The sequence below is a fragment of the Thermomonas sp. genome (genome assembly GCF_046293095.1).
Taxonomy (GTDB): Bacteria; Pseudomonadota; Gammaproteobacteria; order Xanthomonadales; family Xanthomonadaceae; genus Thermomonas.
Genome location: NZ_JBKBPN010000003.1, coordinates 380,693 through 401,804 on the forward strand (window position 1 = coordinate 380,693; position 21,112 = coordinate 401,804).

At 69.8% G+C, this 21,112-nt stretch carries 18 protein-coding genes; 9 read left to right on the forward strand and 9 right to left on the reverse strand.

Translation table 11 applies throughout. The features are described from left to right. Positions 1-336: 336 nt before the first annotated feature. A complete protein-coding gene (gene polA, locus ACK4SG_RS07945) occupies positions 337-3,120 on the reverse strand; it encodes a DNA polymerase I (protein ID WP_409601186.1) in 2,784 nt (927 codons plus the stop codon). Between the two features lie 55 nt (positions 3,121-3,175). On the opposite strand from polA, the gene ACK4SG_RS07950 reads away from it, so the two are divergent. The 3 genes from ACK4SG_RS07950 to ACK4SG_RS07960 are packed head-to-tail and all read left to right on the forward strand — an operon-like array spanning position 3,176 to position 6,773. Continuing rightward, a complete protein-coding gene (locus tag ACK4SG_RS07950) occupies positions 3,176-5,020 on the forward strand; it encodes an ABC transporter ATP-binding protein (protein ID WP_409601187.1) in 1,845 nt (614 codons plus the stop codon). A gap of 54 nt (positions 5,021-5,074) precedes the next feature. Beyond that, positions 5,075-5,368, forward strand: a complete 294-nt coding sequence (locus ACK4SG_RS07955) for a DUF2782 domain-containing protein (RefSeq protein ID WP_409601188.1) — start codon at positions 5,075-5,077, stop codon at positions 5,366-5,368. A 13-nt stretch (positions 5,369-5,381) separates the two neighbouring features. Next, positions 5,382-6,773 carry a phospholipase D-like domain-containing protein gene (locus ACK4SG_RS07960; protein WP_409601189.1) on the forward strand — a complete coding sequence of 464 codons (1,392 nt, stop codon included), beginning with the start codon at positions 5,382-5,384 and terminating at the stop codon, positions 6,771-6,773. Positions 6,774-6,831: 58 nt separating this feature from the next. Here ACK4SG_RS07960 and ACK4SG_RS07965 read toward each other — a convergent pair whose 3' ends face one another. The 7 genes from ACK4SG_RS07965 to uvrD form a co-directional block, all read right to left on the reverse strand. Further along, positions 6,832-7,494, reverse strand: a complete 663-nt coding sequence (locus tag ACK4SG_RS07965; RefSeq protein ID WP_409601190.1) for an NrsF family protein — start codon at positions 7,492-7,494, stop codon at positions 6,832-6,834. Continuing rightward, positions 7,484-8,077 carry an RNA polymerase sigma factor gene (locus tag ACK4SG_RS07970; RefSeq protein WP_409601191.1) on the reverse strand — a complete coding sequence of 198 codons (594 nt, stop codon included), beginning with the start codon at positions 8,075-8,077 and terminating at the stop codon, positions 7,484-7,486. Before ACK4SG_RS07970 ends, ACK4SG_RS07965 begins: the two co-directional genes overlap by 11 nt. A 38-nt stretch (positions 8,078-8,115) precedes the next feature. Next, positions 8,116-8,601: a DoxX family membrane protein gene (locus ACK4SG_RS07975; RefSeq protein WP_409601192.1), complete on the reverse strand. Its 486-nt coding sequence runs from the start codon at positions 8,599-8,601 to the stop codon at positions 8,116-8,118. Then, the gene (locus tag ACK4SG_RS07980; RefSeq protein WP_409601193.1) at positions 8,592-9,386 is read right to left on the reverse strand and encodes a putative DNA-binding domain-containing protein; all 795 of its coding nucleotides are present in this window, start codon (positions 9,384-9,386) and stop codon (positions 8,592-8,594) included. The genes ACK4SG_RS07975 and ACK4SG_RS07980 overlap by 10 nt, the downstream gene beginning before the upstream one ends. Next, entirely contained in the window at positions 9,383-10,270 is an 888-nt protein-coding gene (locus tag ACK4SG_RS07985) for a DUF692 domain-containing protein (RefSeq protein ID WP_409601194.1), read from the reverse strand. The genes ACK4SG_RS07980 and ACK4SG_RS07985 overlap by 4 nt, the downstream gene beginning before the upstream one ends. 8 nt (positions 10,271-10,278) lie before the next feature. Next, on the reverse strand, positions 10,279-10,605 hold the full coding sequence (locus ACK4SG_RS07990; RefSeq protein WP_409601195.1) for a DUF2282 domain-containing protein: 327 nt from the start codon (positions 10,603-10,605) through the stop codon (positions 10,279-10,281). An 83-nt stretch (positions 10,606-10,688) separates the two neighbouring features. Continuing rightward, entirely contained in the window at positions 10,689-12,890 is a 2,202-nt protein-coding gene (gene uvrD / locus ACK4SG_RS07995; RefSeq protein ID WP_409601196.1) for a DNA helicase II, read from the reverse strand. 198 nt (positions 12,891-13,088) lie between these two features. Here uvrD and ACK4SG_RS08000 point away from each other — a divergent pair, with 198 nt between their 5' ends. Both ACK4SG_RS08000 and ACK4SG_RS08005 read left to right on the forward strand, forming a co-directional pair. Beyond that, on the forward strand, positions 13,089-14,534 hold the full coding sequence (locus ACK4SG_RS08000) for an MFS transporter (RefSeq protein WP_409601197.1): 1,446 nt from the start codon (positions 13,089-13,091) through the stop codon (positions 14,532-14,534). Between the two features lie 75 nt (positions 14,535-14,609). Next, positions 14,610-15,329, forward strand: a complete 720-nt coding sequence (locus tag ACK4SG_RS08005; protein WP_409601198.1) for a glutathione S-transferase N-terminal domain-containing protein — start codon at positions 14,610-14,612, stop codon at positions 15,327-15,329. Positions 15,330-15,389: 60 nt separating this feature from the next. On the opposite strand, the gene ACK4SG_RS08010 is transcribed toward ACK4SG_RS08005, so the two are convergent. Continuing rightward, complete coding sequence (locus ACK4SG_RS08010; protein WP_409601199.1) at positions 15,390-17,714, reverse strand: DPP IV N-terminal domain-containing protein; 2,325 nt, start codon at positions 17,712-17,714, stop codon at positions 15,390-15,392. 122 nt (positions 17,715-17,836) lie between these two features. Between ACK4SG_RS08010 and ACK4SG_RS08015 the strand changes: the two genes are divergently transcribed. From ACK4SG_RS08015 to aroE, 4 genes are all read left to right on the forward strand, one after another. Beyond that, positions 17,837-18,829 carry a pteridine-dependent deoxygenase gene (locus ACK4SG_RS08015; RefSeq protein ID WP_409601200.1) on the forward strand — a complete coding sequence of 331 codons (993 nt, stop codon included), beginning with the start codon at positions 17,837-17,839 and terminating at the stop codon, positions 18,827-18,829. Positions 18,830-18,901: 72 nt separating this feature from the next. Further along, complete coding sequence (locus ACK4SG_RS08020; protein ID WP_409601201.1) at positions 18,902-19,150, forward strand: hypothetical protein; 249 nt, start codon at positions 18,902-18,904, stop codon at positions 19,148-19,150. A gap of 49 nt (positions 19,151-19,199) precedes the next feature. Continuing rightward, complete coding sequence (gene hemB, locus ACK4SG_RS08025) at positions 19,200-20,198, forward strand: porphobilinogen synthase (protein WP_409601202.1); 999 nt, start codon at positions 19,200-19,202, stop codon at positions 20,196-20,198. Between the two features lie 49 nt (positions 20,199-20,247). Next, a complete protein-coding gene (aroE, locus tag ACK4SG_RS08030) occupies positions 20,248-21,081 on the forward strand; it encodes a shikimate dehydrogenase (protein ID WP_409601203.1) in 834 nt (277 codons plus the stop codon). Positions 21,082-21,112 lie beyond the last annotated feature (31 nt).

Below are 21,112 nucleotides of genomic sequence, written 5' to 3' on the forward strand. Positions count from 1 at the left end.
GCGTCCAGGGGGAATGCCCGGGCGACGTCGGCTTGGCGGCCCCAACGGGCAACCGGCACGCCGCGGACACAAAAAAGCCCCGCAGCCAGGGGGGGACTGCGGGGCCGGGGAAGGCCGGTTGGGGAGGACCGGTGCCTTCCGGTGATCACACCAGGGGAGGGGTTGTGATCGGCAACAGGCGTTGCACCTGTTGCGGGCTATATGACCACGCCGCACATGGATGGTTCGTGAAGATCCGGGTTAAAAAACCGTTCGGTTCAGGAATGATTCATTGCATTTTTCTGAATCCCCTCGAACCCCGCGCCACGTCACGCTTTCAAAGCCCCGCAGGAAGTCTCAGTGGGCCTGGTCCCAGTTGTCGCCGACGCCGCAATCCACCACCAGCGGCACCCGCAGGTCGGCCGCACCCGCCATCCGCGATGGAACCTGTTCCAGCAGGACGGGCACGAAATCGGCATCGACCTCGAACACCAGCTCGTCGTGCACCTGCAGGATCATCAGTGCGCGGTCACGGTGGCCTTCCAGCCAGGCATCCACGCGCACCATCGCACGTTTGATGATGTCGGCGGCGGTGCCCTGCATCGGCGCGTTGATGGCGGCACGCTCCGCGCCCGCGCGCTGGGCCGCATTGCGGGAATGGATGTAGTCCAGCGCCAGCCGGCGGCCGAACACGGTTTCCACGTAGCCAAGCTCGCGCGCCTGCTGGCGGGTGCGCTCCATGTAATCGCGCACGCCCGGATAGCGGCTGAAGTACAGCGCAATGTAGTCCTGCGCCTCGCCGCGGCCGATGCCCAGCTGCTTGGCCAGGCCGAAGGCGCCCATCCCGTAGATCAGACCGAAGTTGATCGCCTTGGCCGCGCGGCGCTCGTTCGTCGTGACGTCGCCGATGGCCTTGCCGAACACCTCGGCGGCGGTGGCGCGGTGGATGTCGGCACCCTCCGCGAAGGCACGCAGCAGCGCAGGATCACCGGACAGGTGGGCCATGATCCGCAGCTCGATCTGCGAATAGTCGCAGGCCACCAGCTTGCGGCCAGGGGGCGCCACGAAGGCGGTGCGGATGCGCCGCCCCTCCTCGGTGCGCACCGGGATGTTCTGCAGGTTCGGATCCGAGGACGACAGCCGCCCGGTGGCCGCACCTGCCTGGTGGTAGCTGGTATGCACGCGACCGGTCTCGGGATTGACCATCTCCGGCAGCTTGTCGGTGTAGGTGCTGCGCAGCTTCGCCAGCCCGCGGTATTCCAGGATCACCCGCGGCAACTCGTGCTGGTCGGCGATGGCTTCCAGCGCCTCCTCGTTGGTCGAGGGCGCCCCGCTGGGCGTCTTCACCAGCGCCGGCAGCTTCAATTCATCGAACAGCAGCGCGCCCAGCTGCTTGGGCGAATCCAGATTGAAGCTGCGCCCGGCCAGCTCGGTGGCCTTCTGCTGGGCGGCCAGCATGCGCCGGCCCAGCTCCGCCGACTGCCGACGCAGTTCGTCGGCGTCCACCAGCACGCCGTTGGCCTCCACCCGTGCCAGCACCGGTACCAGCGGCATCTCGATGTCGCGGTACACGGACAGCAGGGACGGCTCCGCGGCGAGCTTCGGCGCCAGCACGCGGTGCAGCCGCAGGGTGATGTCGGCGTCCTCGGCGGCGTAGCGGGTGGCGTCGTCGATGGCCACCTGCGAGAACGGGATCTGCCTGGCGCCCTTGCCGGCCACGTCCTCGTACTTGATGGTGTCGTAACCGAGATGGCGCTTGGCCAGCGAATCCATGTCGTGGCGGGCGATGCCGGCGCTCAGCACGAAGCTCTCGAGCATCGTGTCGTCGGCATAACCGCGCACCTCCACGCCGTGGCGGCGAAGCACGTGCAGGTCGTACTTGCCGTGCTGGCCCAACTTCTTTTTCGACGGGTCTTCCAGCAGCGGGCGCAGCGCGTCGAGCACGGCCGCCCGGTCCAGCTGCGCCGGCGCGTCCGGATAGTCGTGGCCCAGCGGGATGTAGCAGGCCTGGCCGGGCTCGACGCTGAAGCTCAGGCCCACCAGCGTGGCGCGCATCGGGTCCAGGCTGTCGGTTTCGCTGTCGAAGGCGAATTCCTCCGCCGCCTGCAATCGGGCGATCCAGTCCGACAACTGCGCTTCGGTCAGCACGGCCTCGTAGTCGCCCGGCGCCGACAGCGTGGGATCGAGGTCCTCGGTCGCGGACGACGGGGACGCCGCCACGAAGCCGCCGCCGCGGGCAACGCCCGGCTCCTTGTTGGCTCCGCCCGCCGACGCCACGCCGCCGTCGAGCTCCTTCAGCGCCTGGTTGAATCCGTAGCGGGTGTACAGGGCGCGCAGCGCATCCACGTCGCGCTCGCGCAGGGCAAGGTCCGCCAGCGTCAGCGGCAATGCCACGTCGGTCTTGATGGTCACCAGGTCGCGATTCAGCGGCAGTCGGGGCAACGCGGCGCGCAGGTTGTCACCAATCTTGCCCTTGATGGCATCGGCATGCGCCATCACGCCGTCGAGAGAACCGTATTCGGCCAGCCACTTGGCCGCGGTCTTCGGCCCGCACTTCTCCACCCCCGGGACGTTGTCGATGGCGTCACCCATCAGCGCCAGCAGGTCCACGATCTGATCGGCGCGTACGCCGAACTTCTCGACCACCTCGGCATCCGATGCCATCCGGCCGCCACTCATGGTATTGACCAGCGTCACCGCGCCTTTCCCGCCGGCTGCGGGCCGCACCAGCTGGGCAAAATCCTTGTCGCCGGTGGAGATGGTGACATCCACCCCGTCGGCAGCCGCCTGCAGGGCCAGGGTGCCGATCACATCGTCTGCCTCCACGCCCGGCTGGCGCAGGATCGGGATGCCCAGCGCGGCAACGATCTCCAGCATCGGCTCGATCTGCGCGCGCAACGCCTCGGGCATCGGCGGGCGATTGGCCTTGTAGTCGGGGTACATCTCGTCGCGGAAGGTCTTGCCTGGCGCATCGATCACGAAGGCGATGTGTTCGGGCTTTTCCTTCAGATGACCGCGCAGCATGTTGACCACGCCGAACAGCGCGCCTGTCGGCTCGCCGGCCGCGTTGGACAGCGGCGGCAGCGCGTGGAACGCGCGGTAGAGGTAGGAGGAACCGTCGATCAGGACCAGGCGTGTCATGCGGGAATTCTACGCGCCACTGGCACAATGCCGGCCTGCCTCTTGGAATACCCCGATGCTGCGCTGGTTCGAAACCCGCCTCGACCCCTTCCCCGACGCGCCTCCCGCGCAGCCGCCCACCGGGCTGTACGCGTTCTGCCGCCACTTCACCCGCGGCGCGGAGCCGTGGCTGCTGCTGATGGCCGCCACCACCGCCGCCATCGCGCTGGCCGAAGTGGCGCTGTATGCCTACGTGGGCAACCTGGTCGACCGCATGACCGCGCTGGGCGTGGGCGGCTTTTTGGCGGCCGAGGGCTGGCGCCTGGCGTGGATGGCGGCGCTGGTGCTGCTGGGCCTGCCGCTGCTGACCTGGCTGAACTCGGCGGTGCAGCACCAGACCCTGCTGGGCAACTTCCCGATGCGGATCCGCTGGAACGTGCACCGCTACCTGCTGCGGCAGTCGATGGGGTACTTCCAGGACGAGTTCGCCGGCCGCATCGCCACCAAGCTGATGCAGACTTCGCTGGCGGTGCGCGAGACCGTGGTCAAGCTGTTCGACATCGGCAACTACGTGCTGGTGTACTTCGGTGGCACCCTGCTGGTGGCGGCCAGCGCGGACTGGCGCCTGATGCTGCCGTTCGCAGGCTGGCTGCTGTGCTACGGCCTGCTGATGCGCTGGTTCGTGCCGCGGATGGGCAAGGTCTCGCAGGCGCAGGCCGATGCGCGCAGCACCATGACCGGCCGCATCGTGGACAGCTATACCAACATCGCCACGGTCAAGCTGTTCTCGCATTCGCAGCGCGAGCAGGCGTATGCGCGCGAAGCGATGGATGGCTTCCTTGCCACCGTCTACCGGCAGATGCGGCTGGCCACCAGCGTCTACAGCCTGCTGTACGCGCTGAACATGACGCTGCTGGCCTCCGTGGCGGCCTTGGGCATCTGGCTGTGGCTGCAGGGCGCGGCCAGTACCGGCGCAGTGGCCGTGGCCGCGGCACTGGCGCTGCGCCTGCTGGGCATGTCGCACTGGATCATGTGGGAGCTCTCGGCGCTGTTCGAGAACATCGGCACCGTGCACGACGGCATCAGCTCGATCTCGCTGCCGCCCACGGTGGACGATGCGCCGGGCGCGCCCGCGCTGCCGCCGGTGCGCGGCGAGATCCGCTTCGAGGACGTGGCCTTCCATTACGGCAAGGGCAGCGGGGTGATCGAGCACCTCGACCTGCACATCCGCGCAGGCGAGAAGATCGGCGTGGTGGGCCGCTCCGGCGCGGGCAAGTCCACGCTGGTCAACCTGCTGCTGCGCTTCCATGACGTGGAGGCGGGACGCATCACCATCGACGGCATCGACGTGGCCGGCGTGCAGCAGGATTCGCTGCGCGCCCAGATCGGCGTGGTCACCCAGGACACCTCGCTGCTGCACCGCTCGGTGCGCGAGAACATCCTCTACGGCCGCCCCGACGCCAGCGAAGCGGCGCTGCTGGACGCGGCGCGGCAGGCCAATGCCGAGGGTTTCATCGCCGAGTTGGTGGATGCGCACGGCCGGCGCGGCTTCGATGCACAGGTGGGCGAGCGCGGGGTGAAGCTGTCCGGCGGCCAGCGCCAGCGCATCGCCATCGCCCGCGTGCTGCTCAAGAACGCACCGATCCTGGTGCTGGACGAAGCCACCTCGGCGCTGGATTCGGAAGTGGAAGCCGTGATCCAGGAGAACCTGTACCGGCTGATGCGCGGCAAGACGGTGATCGCGATCGCCCACCGCCTGTCCACCATCGCCGCGATGGACCGGCTGGTGGTGATGGACGCCGGCCGCATCGTCGAGCAGGGCACGCACGAGGAACTGCTGGCCCGCGGCGGCCTGTACGCCCAGCTGTGGCAGCGCCAGTCCGGCGGCTTCCTGGCGCTGGAGGCGCCCGCGGCGGATTGAGCCGGCCGTCCGCGCATCGCGCATACTGGGCGCATCCACCACGAGCCCAACGCTATGCGCATCGCACGATCCCTGCCGCTGACCCTTGCCCTGACCCTGGCGCTGGCCGCCTGCGCCACCGCCGCACCGGAGGCCATGCTCCCGCAGAATGCGGTGCCGGCCACGCGCACCGAGGCCAATGGTGACGTGATCACCGAATACCGCGTCGACGGCCGCCTGCAGATGGTGAAAGTGGTGCCGCTGCGCGGCGCGACCTATTACATCTACGACCGCAACAACGACGGCCGCATCGACGAGAAAGACAGCCAGGGCGGGCCGCTGACCTACTACAAGCTGTTCAGCTGGTAACGCGAAGACCGATATGCTCTCGCCCGTCCACCCGGGGCTGGCGCATGTCCTCAGCCTGCTCCACCTGGCCGCGGTGGCGATTGGTCTGCTGCTGTACGTCACCCTGACCCACGGCGGACGGCAGCGACGTGCACCTGCTGCGGCGCTGGCCTGGGTGATCGCGCTGGTGGCGTTTCCCTACCTGGCGCTGCCCGCCTACCTGCTGCTGGGCACGCGCAAGCTGGCCCATGCCGGCACCGTCGCCACGACGCCGGCCCCGGCCACCCACGAGGCCGCCTGGGTCCACGCCCTGACGCGGGGGCTGGTCCTGCCGCCCGCGCGGCGCTGCCGCGCGATCAGCCTCGCACCCGACGGCGCGGACGCCCTCGACGCATTGCTGGCCGTGCTGGACGGCGCGCGACGGCGCATCGACATCGAGATTTTCTTGCTGCGCGACGACCCGGTGGGCCGCCGCGTCGCCGACGCGCTGGCACGCGCCCATGCGCGGGGCGTTGCGGTGCGCGTGCTGCTGGATGGGGTAGGCGCGTTTGCAGGACACCGCCGGACGCTGCATCTGCTGCGGGCAGCGGGCGCGGAGGTGCGCTGGTTCTCACCGCTGCGGCTGCAACTGCGCCCCCGCTTCGGACGCGGCAACCTGCGCAATCACCGCAAGCTGGTGATAGCGGATGGCGCGGTGATGTGGACCGGCGGCCGCAACCTTGCGGTCGAATACTTCCTTGACCGCCCCGGTGCCCCCGCCTGGCGGGATTTGAGCGTCGTGATCGAGGGCGGGATCGCGGCTGATGCTGCCGCAGGCTTCGAGAACGACTGGCAGCTTGCCGCCGACCTGCCTGCCCACAACCGCCATACCGCAATCGAACCAGCGGTTGGCCCGCTTGCCCAACTGCTGCCGTCCGGGCCAGACCAGCGCGACGATACCGTTCACGCGCTCCTGCTCACCGCGATCCACCGGGCAGAGACCCGCCTGCTCATCGCAACGCCCTACTTCGTCCCCGATGACGCGCTGCAGCTGGCGCTGCTCCTGGCAGCGCGGCGCGGCGTGCAGATGGAATTGCTGCTGCCGGCACGGTCGAACCATTGGCTGGCCGACATCGCCCGCCTGCGCAGCCTGCGCGAACTGGCCGCCGCCGGCGCGACCATCCACCTGCTGCCGACGATGCTGCACGCCAAGGCCTTCGTGGTGGACACCACCCTGGCCAGCATGGGCTCCACCAACATGGACGGCCGCAGCCTGTTCCTGAACTACGAGCTCAACGTCCTGTTCCACGAAGCCGCACAGATCGATGCGCTGTCCGGCTGGTTCGCGTCGCTGCGGGCGCAGTCGTCGCCCTACACCGCCCGGGCACCCGGCTGGGCGCGCGATATCGGGGAAGGGCTGGTGCGGGCCGTCGGCTTCCAGCTATGACCGCTAGCGCCGCGGACGGATCCAGTCAGGCCTACCGACGGACGCCACGGCAGCACGCTCAACGGCGCGCGTAGCCGATCCAGTCCAGCAGCGGCCGACCGCTCAGCCACGCCGCCACGCACAGCACCAGCACCACGCCACCGTGCCAGACGAGCGTCAGTGCCGGGCTTTCGTGGCCATGGACCAGGCTGACCGCGGCGGACGAGAGGCCGGCGGCGCTCAGCATGGCCAGGGTTGCGGTGCGCACCGGCCGCAGCGCACCGGCATGGCGGACAAGCACCAGCATCACCAGCAGCATCGGCGTGCTGACCAGGGTGATCGCCAGTGCGCAGTGCCAGCTGCCCAGGCCCAGCGCCAGATGGCCGCCGTCGGCACCGGTCTCCGCCAGGCAGCCCCAGCCCATGCCGACGAACCATGCCGCGACCGCGGGCAGCGGCAACCAGGCCCAGGCCGGCGAGCGCCCGGGGATACTGACCTGGAAGACCGCCAGCGCGGCCAGCGCGCCGGTGGCCACGCTGCCCCACCAGGACCAGCCGCCGCCGGGCTGCGCCAGGTCGTGGGGCGGCGCACCGCGCCAGCCCAGCAGGACCACCATCAGCAGGGCCAGCGCGACGCTCACGCCCAGCCAGGCCAGCGTGCGCCGCCATGGCGGTGGCAGCGGCTGAACCGGGACCGCCTCGGCCGCCAGCTGCTCGATCAGGCGATGGGTGTCAGGTTGCATCGTCTTGCTCTCCTTGCAGTGCCCGTCGCAGCGCCTTCAGCGCGCGATGGCTGGCTACTTTCAACGCGCCGGCGGACTGCCGGCCCTGGTGCTCGGCCTCGCGCGGCGACAACTCCTGCAGGTGCAGCAGGTGGACCGCATCGCGCTGGCCGGGACTCAGCCCGTCCACCGCGCGCCGAATCCGCACCTCGCGCTGCACCCGCGCGACCACGTCCGCCGGCTCCGGGCCGGCATCCGCGAATGTTTCAGCATCGACCGCTTCACCCATGCGCGCACCTTCGCGCTGGCGCCGGCGCAGCAGATCCACGCAGCGTCGGGTGGCGATGGTGGACAGCCACGGCTTGAACGGCCGCCCCGGCTGGTAGGTGTGGCGGATGCCATGCACCACCAGCAGGATCTCCTGTACCGCGTCGTCCACGTCCTCGTGGCCCAGCATGCGCCGGGCGATCGCCCGCAGGTAGGGCTCCACCGCCTGCAGCAGCGTGTGGTAGGCCTGCTTGTCGCCGCGCTGCGCGCGCGCCATCCAGACGCCCCACGGATCGCTTGCCGCTTCGGAACACACGGCATCCTTGGGCGTGGACATGGCGTGGCCGTGGGTCGGATGGCGAAGGACGGTGCCCATCATGCACCCGTCTGCGTGCGTCCGCGCAGCAGATGATCCAGTGACCAACGGCCGCCGCCATGAACCAACAGCACCAGTGCGGCAGCCGCCCACAGGGCATGAGTGGGAAACGCCAGCGGGTACACGAACACTTCGATCACCCATGTCATGCCCAGGATGCCCAGCGCAGCGAAGCGGGTCCCCAGGCCCAGCAGCAGGAGCAGCGGCAGCAGGTGTTCCGCGGTGGCGGCCAGCAGCGCGGCCCACTCCGGGGGCAGCAGCGGCAACGCGTACTCGCTGCGGAACAGCTCGACCGCACTGTCGCTGAGGTGCGGCCAGCCCCATTCGGCATGCAGGCCCAGGGGATCCAGGACCAGGCCCTCGATCTTGGTCTGGCCGGACAGCCAGAACGTGAAGGCCAGGCCGATCCGGGCCAGCAGACCGATGGCCTCGTCCGCCCCACGTCGGACGGTGCGCCAACCTGGCGAGGGGGATGTCACGGACATGGGGCCTCCAGCGCAACGAACGACTCGACAACGGCCACCACCCGCGCGGCGCCGGCCAGGTACGACAAGAGTGCGGCACAGTCCGCGGGCGGCAACGACGACAGCGCCTGCAGCAGGGGCGCCCCGGCGTGCAGGGCATCCAGCGCCGCGGCGCACCCTGTCGGTAGCGACGCCACCCGTACCCTGTCGTCCGCATCGCGCCAGACCAGCACGTCCTGCGGCTGGCCGGGGTCGATTCCGTCCAGCACTGCCAGTTCCGGTTGCGCCACCCGCCTGTGTGCCTGCCACAGGTCCGCGGCGGCATGACGGCAGGCGAGCCAGACCGTGGCCGGATGCAGCCGTACCCGCGCCCTGGCCAGGCGCGGCGGATCGGCCAGCAATGCCTGCCAGGCCGCGGCTGCAACCGGCGTGGCATCCGCCGCGTGGGCCACGCGCAGGCACGCGGCTTCCAGTCGGGCGACGTCCAGCAAATACGGCCATTCGACCAGCAGCGGATGTCCCGACAAGTGCGCCACCAGCGCCGGCACGTACTCCACCAACACCGGCGTCCGCGGTGGCCGTGCACGGGCGCAATCACGCGCCAACTGGGCGAAGCAGTCCGCGCCCAGCAGCGCGCGCAGGACAGGAAAGCTGTCCTCGAAAGCGCCCACCAGCGCATGGGTGACGTTGTTGCGGTACACGGCGTAGCGGTGGTCACGCGTCCGCGCATCGCGCGCGCGTATCGCCCCGGGCGGCGGCACCTCGGGGTCCAGCAATCCTGCCGCGAACGCGCCGTGGGCATTCATGCCGCGGACTCCAACGCAGCGGCGTGCAGGCATGCGTCCGCCTGGGCGGCCTGCGCCCGAAGCACAGGATAGGCCGGCACGTCGGTGTCCCATTCGATCAGGGTTGGCAGCGGACCGGTGCGTGCCAGCACGGCGCGGTACAGCGTCCAGACGGGCGTGGATACCGCGGACCCGTGGTCGTCCACCAGCAGCGTACCGCCGTCGGCATCGGGCACTTCGGCATGGCCGGCGAGATGGATCTCGCCCACTGCGTGCAGCGGCAGCGCGGCGAGATAGGCGGCGGGATCGCGACCGTGGTTGTGGCAGCTGACATAGGCGTTGTTCACGTCCAGCAGCAGGCCACAGCCGCTGCGACGGACGACCTCGGTGATGAACGCGGCCTCGTCGCGATCACCACCATCGAATTCCACATAGGTGCTGGGGTTCTCCAGCAGGATGCGGCGCCCCAGGGCGTCCTGCACCTGCGCCAGGTGGGCGCTGACGCGCGCCAGCGTGGGCTCGTCGTAGCGCAGCGGCAACAAGTCCGGGTAGTGCAGGCCGGCGTGGCTGGACCAGGCCAGGTGTTCGGAGAACTGCGCGGCCGGATGGCGCGCCAGCAGCGCACGCAGGCGCTGCAGGTGGTCGCGGTCGGGCGCCGTCATCCCGCCGATCGACAAGCCGACGCCGTGCACGGACAGCGCAACGCGCTCTGCCACGGCTGCCAGCTGGCGGTGCGGCAAGCCGCCGTCCCCCAGATAGTTTTCGGCATGAACCTCGACGAAGGCCGGGGGCGAGAGGTCCTCCATCAGCGCGTCGAAATGCTGCGGCTTGAACCCGATCCCGGCCTGCGTGGGCAGGCCGGGGGCGGGTGCGCCGCCGAGGGGGGAGGCAGGGCGGTGGCGCACGGCCGTGCTCACATCGCCTTGTCGGCGGACTTCGCGGTGAAGGCCGTCAGCTGGCCGAAGCCGGTCGGCGAGGTGGTGGACGGCGTCTTGGTGCAGGTGCCCGTCGGCACGAACTTCCAGGCGTTGCCCTGGTGGTCGGCCTTGGCGGTGCCGGCGCAGCTGGTGCCGGGGCCGGCCGCGCAATCGTTCTTGCCCGCCATGGCCACGCCGAAACACTTCTCCTTGGCCATCGCCTTGTCGCCGGCGTGGACCGGGGCGGTGGTGGCCAGCAGGGCGGAACCCAGGACGGCGGCCAGCGCGGCGGCGGTCAGGGCGGGGGTGCGCAGATCGGACATCGTCGTAACTCCTGTTGTGGGCAGCCCGCCAATCGGGCCACACAGGAGGATTCGTCCGACGATGCCGTTCGGTTACACCCGTCTCAGGCCGGCGTCAGGTTGGCGTAGGCCAGCACCAGCCATTTGCTGCCGGCGTCGTCGAAGTTGACCTGTACGCGGGCATGGGCACCGCTGCCCTCCACGTCGGTGACGAAGCCGGTGCCGAAGGTCGGGTGGCGGACGTTGGCACCCAGCCGGATCGGCGGCGCCTCCAGCGCGGCATGGCCGGCATCGCGGCGCGGCGCGGCGGCAAACCCGCGCGGACTGAAGGTGGGCTGCGGCTTCGGGCGGATCTCGCGCAGCAGTGGCTTCGGGATCTCGCGCAGGAAGCGCGACGGCAGGCCGTACATGTCGCTGCCGTGGATGCGGCGCGATTCGGCGTGGCACAGGACCAGCTGCTGGCGGGCGCGGGTGATGCCCACGTAGGCCAGCCGGCGCTCCTCGGCCATGCGGCCCGGCTCCTCGGCCGAGCGCATGTTGGGGAACAGCCCCTCTTCCAGCCCGACCAGAAAGACCAGCGGAAACTCCAGGCCCTTGGCGCTGTGCAGCGTCATCAGCTGCACGCCGTCCTCGCCCGCCTGCGCCTGGCCCTCGCCGGCCTCCAGCGCCGCGTAGGCGAGGAAGGCGACCAGCTCCGGCATCGCCGCGGCGTCTTCCTCGTCGCCGCGCACGAAGCGCGACGCCACCGACACCAGTTCGTCGAGGTTGTCGGTGCGGGAATCCTGCTGACCGCGCGATTCGTTCTCGTAATGCACGCGCAGGCCGGAGCGCGCCAGCACATGGTCGATCTTTTCCGCCAGCGGCATCGTCGCGGTCTCACCGGCCAGCGCCTCGATCAGCTGCAGGAAGCCCGCCACCGCGTTGCGTGCGCGCGCGGCCAGCGTGGCGTGCTCGCACAGCCGGCGCGAGGCCCGCCACAGCGATTCCCGGTGTTCGCGCGCGGCGCGGCGGATCTCGTCCAGGGTGCGGTCGCCGATGCCGCGGGTGGGCGTGTTGACCGCGCGCTCGAACGCCGCGTCGTCGTCACGGTTGGCCAGCAGGCGCAGGTAGGCCAGCGCGTCCTTGATCTCGGCGCGCTCGAAGAAGCGCATGCCGCCATAGACCCGGTACGGGATCTGCCGCTTCAGCAATTCCTCTTCGAAGGCGCGCGACTGCGCGTTGCTGCGGTAGAGGATCGCGGCGTCGCCGTGGCTGCCGCCGTCGCGCACCCACTGCGCGATCCGGTCCACCACGTAGGCGGCCTCGTCCATCTCGTTGTAGGCGGCATACAGGTCGATCGCCTCGCCCTCGCCCGCCTCGGTCCACAGCTTCTTGCCAAGGCGGTCCTCGTTGTGGGCGATGACCGCGTTGGCGGCGTTGAGGATGTTGCTGGTGGAACGGTAGTTCTGCTCCAGCCGGATGGTCTGCGCGCCGGCGAAGTCGCGCAGGAAGCGCTGTACGTTCTCGACCTTCGCGCCGCGCCAGCCGTAGATGGCCTGGTCGTCGTCGCCGACCACGAACACCTGCCCGCATCTTTCATCCGTACCGCTGCCCGCCAGCAGCCGCACGAAACCGTACTGGATGGCGTTGGTGTCCTGGAATTCGTCCACCAGGATCTGGCCGAAGCGGTGGCGGTAGTGCGCCAGCAGCCCCGGGTGCTCGCGCAGCAGCTCGTGCGCGCGCAGCAGCAGCTCGGCGAAGTCCACCAGCCCGGCACGCTCGCAGCGTTCCTGGTAGGCGGCGTAGGCGCGCAGCAGGGCGTCGCTCCACGGGTCGTTCGCCGCCGGCTGGATATGCTGCGGGCGGCGGCCTTCGTCCTTCTGCGCGTTGATCCACCACGCGATCTGGCGCGGCGGAAACTGACCGTCGTCCAGCTCCAGCTGCTGTGCCACGCGCTTGACCAGGCGCAGCTGGTCGTCGGCATCCAGCACCTGGAAGCCTTCCGGCAATTTCGCCTCCTGCCAGTGCAGGCGCAGCAGGCGGTGGGCCAGGCCGTGGAAGGTGCCGATCCACGCGCCGCGCGGCTCGCCGCCCAGCTGCGCGGCAATGCGCGCACGCATCTCGCCGGCGGCCTTGTTGGTGAAGGTCACCGCAAGAATGCCGTGCAGCGGCACCCCGAATACCTCATGCAGCCAGGCGATGCGGTGGGTGAGCACGCGGGTCTTGCCGGAGCCGGCACCCGCCAGCACGAGGTAATGGCCGGGCGCGGCGGAAACGGCCTCGCGCTGGGCCGGGTTCAGCCCGTCGAGGAGGTGGGAGACATCCATGGCGCCATTCTACCGGCTGCCTCCGTCCACCTCGGCTTGCTGCTGCATCGACATCGAAACCGGGCCGAAATCGTTTGCAATGCCGCGCCGTTGCTGTACAAACCGCCGCCGCGGCTGCTGTACTGCCGGGACTGGGGAGCGGGCATGGCGTCGAGCGGCGTTGGCCCGTCGACGACGACCACCAACCGGCGGGGCACCATGGCACAGCAGCAGACCCGATGGGCGCAGTTCAGCGTCCTGATCACCGTATTTTTCTTCTGGGGCTTCGTCGCCGCCAGCAACGACATCCTGATCCCGGTGTTCAAGAAGGCGTTCGGACTGACCCAGGCGCAGAGCCAATGGGTCTCGGTGGCGTTCTACGTGGCCTACACCGTGGGCTCGCTGGCCTACATGGCGGCCTCGAAGCTGCTGGGCCGCGACCTGCTGGACAGCATCGGCTACCGCAACGGCATCAGCCTCGGCCTGCTGGTGTCGGCGCTGGGCACGCTGCTGTTCTACCCTGCGGCCAACAGCGGCTCGTTTGCGCTGATGCTCTCGGGCCTGTTCATCGTCGGGCTGGGGTTCGCGCTGCAGCAGATCGCCGCCAACCCGCTGGCGATTGTGATGGGCAGCCCAGCCACCGGCGCACAGCGGCTCACCCTGGCCGGCGGCATCAACAACTTCGGCACCACGGTGGGGCCGCTGCTGGTCAGCCTGGCGATCTTCGGCAGCGTGACCGCCGGCAATGACCAGGCCAGCATCGAAAGCGTCAAGATCCCCTATCTGGTTCTGGGCGCCGCCTTCGTGCTGGTGGCGCTGTTCCTGCGCCTGTCCTCGGTGCCCAACCACATCGCGCTGGAGCCGGATCAGGGCGCGGCGGCCATTGCCGTCGGCCCCACCGCGCGCGCGTCGGCCTTCGCCTATCCGCAGCTGGTGCTCGGCATGGTCGCGATCTTCCTGTACGTGGGCGTGGAGGTATCGACGGTCAGCAACCTGCCCGCCTACCTGCACGAAGGCCTGGGCATCGAAACCCACCACCTGGCGCCCTACGTCTCGCTGTACTGGGCCAGCCTGATGATCGGCCGCTGGACCGGCGCGGCCGGCGCGTTCGAGGTCGGCGCGGGCGCGCGGCGGGCGCTGACGTGGCTGCTGCCGTTCCTCGCATTCGGCGTGTTCCTCGCAGTGAACGCGATCGCCCGCCATGACGTGTCGCAGTTCTTCGGCTATGCCGGCGTGATCGTGGTGATGGTGGCGGCCACCCTGCTCAGCCGCGGCAACCCGGCGCGGATGCTGCTGTACTTCGCGCTGTGCGGCATCACCGCCCTGCTGGTCGGCATGGCCACCACCGGCAAGGCCAGCATCGTCGCCTTCATCAGCGTGGGCCTGTTCTGCAGCACGATGTGGCCGTGCATCTTCGCGCTCGCCATCGCCGGGCTGGGCCGCCACACCAACCAGGGCAGCAGCCTGCTGATCATGATGATCATGGGCGGCGGCCTGGTCAGCTGGGCGCAGGGGGCGCTGGCCGATGCGGTGGGCGTGCACGCCAGCTTCTGGGTCGGGGTGGCCTGCTTCGCCTATTTGGCCTTCTATGCGCTACGGGCCGGGACGGCGCTGCGCCAGCAGGGCATCGACCTGGACCGCCTGGCCGCCGAACGCGGGCACTGAGGCGCAACGCCGCGTTGCCGCCATCGCAACGGTGGCAGCGATAGAGTGGCGCTCCCCCGCAACGAGCGCCTTGCCATGATCGACCTCTATTACTGGCCCACCCCGAACGGCCACAAGATCACCCTGTTCCTTGAAGAAGCCGGTCTGGACTATCGGATCGTGCCGGTGGATATCGGCAAGGGCGCGCAATTCGAGCCCGCATTCCTGGCGATCTCGCCCAACAACAAGATGCCGGCCATCGTCGATCACGACCCCGGCGACGGCGGGGCGCCGATCACGGTGTTCGAATCCGGCGCGATCCTGCGCTACCTGGCGGAGAAGACCGGCCGCTTCACCGGCGTGGCCGAAGGCGCCGACGCCGCCAGCGCCCGCCGGCAGCGCATCGAGGTGGACGAATGGCTGTTCTGGCAGGTCGCCGGGCTGGGGCCAATGGCCGGGCAGTACGGCCACTTCCACGTCTACGCGCCGGAAGACGTGCCCTACGCCAAGGCGCGCTACCGTGCCGAAACGCTGCGACTGCTGGGCGTGCTGGACAGGCGTCTGGCCGGGCACGAGTGGATCGCCGGCGCCGGCTACAGCATTGCCGACATGGCGGCATATCCGTGGATCAACGTATACGACAAGGCACCCATCGACCTGACACCGTTTGCCCACGTGCGCCGCTGGCAGGCCGCGATCGCCGCCCGCCCGGCCACCGCACGCGCCTACGCGCTGGCGCGGCAGGTCAATCCGAACGCGGGCAAGCCGCTGTCGGAGGAGGAGAAGAAAGTGCTGTTCGGGCAGGGGCCGCGCTGACCCCGGACACGACGACGGCGCCCGTGGGCGCCGTCGTGCCGCGCGGTTCGGGCAAGGCCGTCAGTACTGCGGCTTCACCTCGAACTCCTTCGGCGGCTCCGCACCGAGGAGGTTCTTCACGAAGTAGTCCCAGCGGCGGCGCATCACGTAGTAGCTGTCGGCGCCGAAGCCGTGGCGGGCGTGCGGCAGTAGCAGCAGGTCGAAGTCCTTGTTCGCTTTCATCAGCGCGTCGACCACCTGCAGGGTGGACTGTGGCGGCACGTTGTCGTCCATCAGGCCGTGCAGCAGGAACAGTTTCCCCTTGAGGTTCTTCGCCAGCGAGGCGTTGTCCTGGCCGGTGTAGTTGCTGGTGCCGTCGGCCTTCTTTTCGAGCAGGCCGTGGTAGCGCTCCGCCCAGTCGTCCTCGTAGGTCAGGTTGTCGTGGTTGCCGGATTCAGCGATACCGACCTTGTACACGTCCGGGTAGCGGAACATCGCCGCCGCGGTGGCATTGCCGCCACCGGAATGGCCCCAGATGCCGGCGCGGGTGGTGTCGATCCACGGATAACGCTGGCCCAGCTGCTGCAGCGCCGCCACCTGGTCGGGCAGGGTGTTGTCGGCCATGTTGCCGTACCACGCATCCTGGAACGCCTTGCTGCGCAGCGGCGTGCCCATGCCGTCCAAGGCGATGACGATGAAGCCCAGCTCCGCCAGCGCCTGATGGTCGCCGTGCGCGGGCATAAAGCTGCGGCTGCGCACCGAGCCCACCTGCGGGCCGGGGTAGATGTAGGTGACGATCGGGTACTTCTTGTTCGGGTCGAAGTTGGACGGCTTGAACAGCTGGCCGTAGAGGTCGGTCTTGCCGTCGCGCGCCTTCACCGTGAACGACTCTGGCGGCACCCAGCCGGTCGCCTTCAGCCGGGTCAGGTCGGCGCGGGCCAGCTCGGCCACCTGCCTGCCATCGGCATCGCGCACCACCGCCACCGGTGCCGTGGCAATGGTGGAGTAGATGTCGAGGATGTACTTGCCATCCGCCGAAGCGGTGAGGCTGTGGTTGGCGTCCTCCGGCGTCAGCAGCTGCACGTCGCCGCCGTCCAGACCGAGCTTGTAGAGGTGCACGAAGTACGGGTCGCGTCCGGCTTCGCGACCGACGCCGGTCACCCACAGCACCCGGCGCACCGGGTCCAGATGCAGGATCGAGGTGACATTCCAATCGCCACGGGTGAGCTGGCGCTTTTGCTTGCCGGTGGTCAGGTCGTGCAGGTAGAGATGCCCCCAGTTGGACTTCTGGCTGAACCAGAGGAACTCGTTGCTCTCCGGCAGGTAGCGCCAGTTGGCCTGCCCCAGCGCCGGTGCGCTCTGGTACTGGGTGGCCACCGTCTCGGTGTACACGTCACGCACCTTGCCGGTGGCGGCATCGGCCACGCGCAGGGTGGCGGACTTGTGGCCACGATCCGTGCTGATGAACGCCAGGGTCATGCCGTCGGGCGCCCACTGCACGTCTTCCCAGCCGTCATCACAGACCAGATCGTCAGAACAGGTGGAACGGTGCTGGTCGGGCGGCATCTGCAGGCGCACGGTCTTCGGCGTGGCACCGGACAGGTCGATCACGACGCGCTCGATCAGCGTCACGTCCTTGTCGCCCGCGAACGGATATTTCCACTGCTCGACCTTGGGTGCGCCGACGTTGGTGCCCACCAGGGTCATGGTGCTGGTCTTACGTTGGTCCTGCTGGAAGGTGGCGATCTTCCTGCCGTCCGGCGACCACACCACGATGGCGTTGTCGGTGTGCTTCCAGCCGGCGTTGTCGGTGGCGTAGCCGTAGTCGGGCTGGCCGTCGAACGTCAGCTGGGTTTCCTTGCCGGTGGCCAGCTCGCGCACCCACAGGTTCCAGCCGCGGATGAAGGCCTCGCGGGTGCCGTCGGGCGACGGCGCGCCGGCCTCGTCGCCGGCCGCGGTCTTGGCCTTGGGCACGGCCTGGCAGCCGGCCGCGTCGCAGCGGAAGCCGCCGGCCATGCCCGACAGCGCCAGGCTGCCGTCGGCGTTACGGCTCACCTTGAGCGGCGGCAGCCTGTCGGCCTGCACCGGGCGCCCCTTGCCGCCGGCTGCGGCGTTCATCGCGGCGGCCAGCGCCTGCGCGTCGAACGCAGCGGCGGTCTTGCCCGTGGCCGGATCGAACCGGAGATAGCGGGTCTTGCCGTCGGTCTGCTCGCGGTAGATCAGGCTGCCGTCATCCAGCCACTGGGCACCGCTGACGGCGTGGTCCACCAGCGGCCCGGTGCGATCGCCCAGCATGCTGGCCGCCCGCGCGTAATCGGCGGTCGTCACCGCCTGCGCCATCGCCGTGCCGGTGCCCGCCATCAGCAGCGCTCCCAGCAGCCAGGCCGCATTCGAATGTCCTGCCATACCATCCCCGTGACTGTCCTCGCGCCCATGCGCACGTCGCACGATCGTAGCGCGGGGGCCGGGGGCCGGCCTGTGCCGATGGTGGGGGGCGGCGAGGGCCGCGCGGTATCATCCGCGGCCTGATGTCCGTGCTCCCCACCGTCGCTTCCCCCGCCGCCGCGCTGCGCGTTGACTATGTCGATGCGCCGGCGCCTGTCGTGCTGGCCGACCCGCGCCTGCTGGCGGTGTTCGGCTTCGGCGCCACCGCCCCTGCACACCTGGACGATCCCCGCTACCTGCACGTCGCGCTGCCCGTCCACGGCACTGCACCCCTGGAAGCATGGCGGGTGGAGGCGGAGGTGACCTGCGGCCGCGAGGATGGCATCGCCTGGAGCACCGGCGGCGGCCTGCAGTTCGGCGCGCTGGAAGTCGTGGACGATGGCGACAGCGAGGCCACCGCTGCGGCCGCCTACGCCCGCCTGCAGCGCTGGCTGGCAGCCAGCGACCACCCGCACCCGCTGCGGATCTGGAACTACCTCGATGCGATCACCGCGGGCGAAGGCGATGCCGAGCGCTACCGCCGCTTCTGCGTTGGCCGCGCCCGCGGCATCGGCCGCGCGCTGGCGCCGGGCGAGTTGCCGGCCGCCACCGCCATCGGCCACCCGCAGCCCACCGGGCGCTTCCAGCTGTACTGGTTGGCGGCCCGCGACGCCGGCACGCCGCTGGAAAATCCGCGCCAGGTGCAGGCCTGGCGCTACCCGCGCCAGTACGGGCCGCAGCCGCCCGGCTTCGCCCGCGCCCTGCTGCCGGCCTCCACCGCGATGCCGCTGCTGGTGTCCGGCACGGCCGCGGTGGTGGGCCACGCCTCCCGACATGGCGATTCGCTGGAGGCGCAGCTGGAGGAGATCCTGGCCAACCTGCACAGCCTGATCGCCACCGCACGCGCGCATCGGCCAACCCTGCCCCCGCAACCCGGCCCGGACGCAAGACTGAAAGCCTATGTGCGCGACGCGGAGGCACTCCCGCGGGTGGACGCCTGGCTGGCGGCCCATCTGCCCGACGTGCCGCGCATCGTGCTGCACGGCCACGTCTGCCGCCGCGAGCTGCGGGTGGAGATCGACGGCTGCCACGCCTGAGGGCGGCTGCGCTTGCATCCCCCTGCGGCATCCGGTATCCCGTGGCTTTCACGCCAACATGGGGACGCGTGCATGGGGATCATCAGCCTGGTCTGGGGCATCATCGCCCTGCTGTGGATGCTGCTGGCGTTCGTGCCGCTGCTGGGCTGGGGCAACTGGTTCATGATCCCGTTCGCGGTGGTCGGTGCCATCATCGCCGCCATCGGCCTGGTCCTTGCGGGCCCGGCCGGGCGCAGCCGCGCCAAGGCCGGCCTGCTGCTGAACGCGGTGGCGATCGTGGTCGGTGCAATCCGCCTGCTGCTGGGCGGCGGCGTGCTGTGACCTTGACCTGACGCAAGGCCGGGCCGGGGCGTGGGCGTAAACTGGCGCCATGACCACGCCCTCCCAACGCTTTCCCGTCCGCCCGCGGCGCATGCGCCGCGACGCTTTCTCGCGCCGACTGATGCGCGAACATGTGCTCACCACCAACGACCTGATCTACCCGGTCTTCGTGCATGAGGAACCGGGCCGCGCGCCGGTCGGTTCCATGCCGGGCGTCGAGCGGCTGTCGATCGATGAGCTGCTGCGCGTGGGCGAGCAGGCGCTGGAACTGGGCGTGCCGATGCTGGACCTGTTCGGCGTGCCGGACCCGTCCGCCAAGACCGCCGACGGCCGCATCGCCTGGGACGAAAACGGCATCGTCCCGCGCGCCATCCGCGCATTGAAATCGCGCTTCCCCGAGCTTGGCGTGATGAGCGACCAGGCGCTGGACCCGTACACCACCCACGGCCAGGACGGGCTGATCGACGAGACCGGCTACATCCTCAACGACGAAACCATCGAAGCGCTAGTGAAGCAGTCGCTGGTACACGCCGCCGCCGGCGTGGACGTGCTCTCGCCGTCCGACATGATGGACGGCCGCATCGGCGTGATCCGCGACGCGCTGGAGGCCAACGGCTTCATCCACACCCGCATCATGGCCTACAGCGCCAAGTACGCCAGCGCCTTCTACGGCCCCTTCCGCAACGCAGTGGGCAGCGCCGGCAACCTGGGCAAGGGCAACAAGTACACCTACCAGATGGACCCGGCCAATTCCGACGAGGCGCTGCACGAAGTCGGCCTCGACCTTGCCGAAGGCGCCGACATGGTGATGGTCAAGCCCGGCCTGCCCTACCTCGACGTGCTGTACCGGGTGAAGCAGCACTTCAGGCGCCCGACCTACGCCTATCAGGTCAGCGGCGAGTACGCGATGATCAAGGCCGCCGCGGCCAACGGCTGGATCGACGAAAAGATGGTGGCGATGGAGGCACTGACCGCGTTCAAGCGCGCCGGCGCCGACGGCATCCTCACCTACTTCGCGCTGGATGCGGCGCGCTGGATGAAGGCCTGATCCGACAGGCGCGCGCCGCAGCGGCGCGATGACAGGCAGGGAGCAGCAGATGCAACGCTACGCCGTATTCGGCACACCGGTTTCACACTCGCTCTCGCCGCGCATCCACACCCTGTTTGCGCGGCAGGCGGGAGTCGCACTGGAATACACCGCCATCGAAGCCAGCCGTGATGACTTCGCGGCGAAGCTCGCCGCCAGCGACGTGCAGGGCGCCAACGTCACCCTGCCACTGAAGGAAGACGCCTTTGCCCTGTGCGCCGGCAACGTCAGCGCGCGCGCGCGGCGCGCCGGCGCGGTGAACACGCTTCTCCGCAACGGCAACGGCTGGCACGGCGACAACACCGATGGCCTGGGCCTGGTGCGCGATCTGACCGAGCGCCACGGCCTGGACCTGCGTGAACGCCGGGTGCTGCTGCTGGGCGCCGGTGGCGCCGCCCGCGGCGTGGCGCCCGCGCTGCTGGACGCAGGCATCCACTCGCTCTACATCGTCAACCGCACCGCGGCGCGCGCCGATGCGCTGGCGGACGCCCTGGGCGAACCCGGGCGCGTGCATGCGCGCGCGCTGGACGCCTTGCCGGGACTTGGCGAATTCGACCTGCTGGTCAATGCCACCTCCGCCACCCGCGGCGGCGCACTGCCGGCGCTGCCGATGTCGCTGGCCGGCCCGCGCAGCGCGGCGGTGGATCTGAGCTACGGCGAAGCCGCGGTGCCCTTCCTCGCCTGGGCCCGCGCCGCCGGCTGCGCGCAGGCGCTGGACGGACTGGGCATGCTGGTGGAACAAGCGGCGGAAAGCTTCCTGCTCTGGCACGGCGTGCGTCCGGAGACCGACGCCGTGTATACCGCCCTGCGCACGCAAGCCGACGCGCTGGTCACCGCGGACTGATACCCCCGATTTCCCACCCCAAAGGCGTTCT

Coding starts and splice junctions, on each gene's coding strand:
- polA (WP_409601186.1), bottom strand. CDS start 3,120: ATGACACGCCTGGTCCTGATCGACGGTTCCTCCTACCTCTACCGCGCG.
- ACK4SG_RS07950 (WP_409601187.1), top strand. CDS start 3,176: ATGCTGCGCTGGTTCGAAACCCGCCTCGACCCCTTCCCCGACGCGCCT.
- ACK4SG_RS07955 (WP_409601188.1), top strand. CDS start 5,075: ATGCGCATCGCACGATCCCTGCCGCTGACCCTTGCCCTGACCCTGGCG.
- ACK4SG_RS07960 (WP_409601189.1), top strand. CDS start 5,382: ATGCTCTCGCCCGTCCACCCGGGGCTGGCGCATGTCCTCAGCCTGCTC.
- ACK4SG_RS07965 (WP_409601190.1), bottom strand. CDS start 7,494: ATGCAACCTGACACCCATCGCCTGATCGAGCAGCTGGCGGCCGAGGCG.
- ACK4SG_RS07970 (WP_409601191.1), bottom strand. CDS start 8,077: ATGTCCACGCCCAAGGATGCCGTGTGTTCCGAAGCGGCAAGCGATCCG.
- ACK4SG_RS07975 (WP_409601192.1), bottom strand. CDS start 8,601: ATGTCCGTGACATCCCCCTCGCCAGGTTGGCGCACCGTCCGACGTGGG.
- ACK4SG_RS07980 (WP_409601193.1), bottom strand. CDS start 9,386: ATGAATGCCCACGGCGCGTTCGCGGCAGGATTGCTGGACCCCGAGGTG.
- ACK4SG_RS07990 (WP_409601195.1), bottom strand. CDS start 10,605: ATGTCCGATCTGCGCACCCCCGCCCTGACCGCCGCCGCGCTGGCCGCC.
- uvrD (WP_409601196.1), bottom strand. CDS start 12,890: ATGGATGTCTCCCACCTCCTCGACGGGCTGAACCCGGCCCAGCGCGAG.
- ACK4SG_RS08000 (WP_409601197.1), top strand. CDS start 13,089: ATGGCACAGCAGCAGACCCGATGGGCGCAGTTCAGCGTCCTGATCACC.
- ACK4SG_RS08005 (WP_409601198.1), top strand. CDS start 14,610: ATGATCGACCTCTATTACTGGCCCACCCCGAACGGCCACAAGATCACC.
- ACK4SG_RS08010 (WP_409601199.1), bottom strand. CDS start 17,714: ATGGCAGGACATTCGAATGCGGCCTGGCTGCTGGGAGCGCTGCTGATG.
- ACK4SG_RS08015 (WP_409601200.1), top strand. CDS start 17,837: ATGTCCGTGCTCCCCACCGTCGCTTCCCCCGCCGCCGCGCTGCGCGTT.
- ACK4SG_RS08020 (WP_409601201.1), top strand. CDS start 18,902: ATGGGGATCATCAGCCTGGTCTGGGGCATCATCGCCCTGCTGTGGATG.
- hemB (WP_409601202.1), top strand. CDS start 19,200: ATGACCACGCCCTCCCAACGCTTTCCCGTCCGCCCGCGGCGCATGCGC.
- aroE (WP_409601203.1), top strand. CDS start 20,248: ATGCAACGCTACGCCGTATTCGGCACACCGGTTTCACACTCGCTCTCG.